We start from the raw sequence: 275 nt of genomic DNA, 5'->3' as shown, positions 1-275 counted from the left end.
CCGCAAGTGCCGCTTCCACCAGAGCGTGACCGTTGTTGACAGTCAGCCTGATAGTAGGCTGGACCTGTCGTTCTACGCCATCAAGCTCGGTGAATTTCCAGTTCGAGGGCGCCGGGTAGTTGTGAAAGGCATAATCGACGCATGTGTGCCGGAGCAGATCGTCCAGGACCCGAGGCATGCCGTGCCTTTCGAGGTAGTCGGGCGACGCACATGTTACAAGGCGAAACGGCGTCAGTGGGCGCGCAATAAGACCTGAATCCGGCAACTTCCCGATC

At 58.5% G+C, this 275-nt stretch carries 1 protein-coding gene; it reads right to left on the bottom strand.

Going from position 1 to position 275, the window contains the following annotated elements:
- The coding region (locus SB764_RS40020; protein WP_410866750.1) for a LysR substrate-binding domain-containing protein at positions 1 to 265 on the bottom strand (265 nt) is incomplete at its 3' end.
- Positions 266 to 275 lie beyond the last annotated feature (10 nt).

Origin of the sequence: Paraburkholderia sp. SIMBA_027 (assembly GCF_046535315.1) — a bacterium.
GTDB classification, from domain to species: Bacteria; Pseudomonadota; Gammaproteobacteria; order Burkholderiales; family Burkholderiaceae; genus Paraburkholderia; species Paraburkholderia tropica.
The sequence above is the reverse complement of the archived record's forward strand: the minus strand, read 5'-3'. Positions and strand labels throughout refer to the sequence as shown.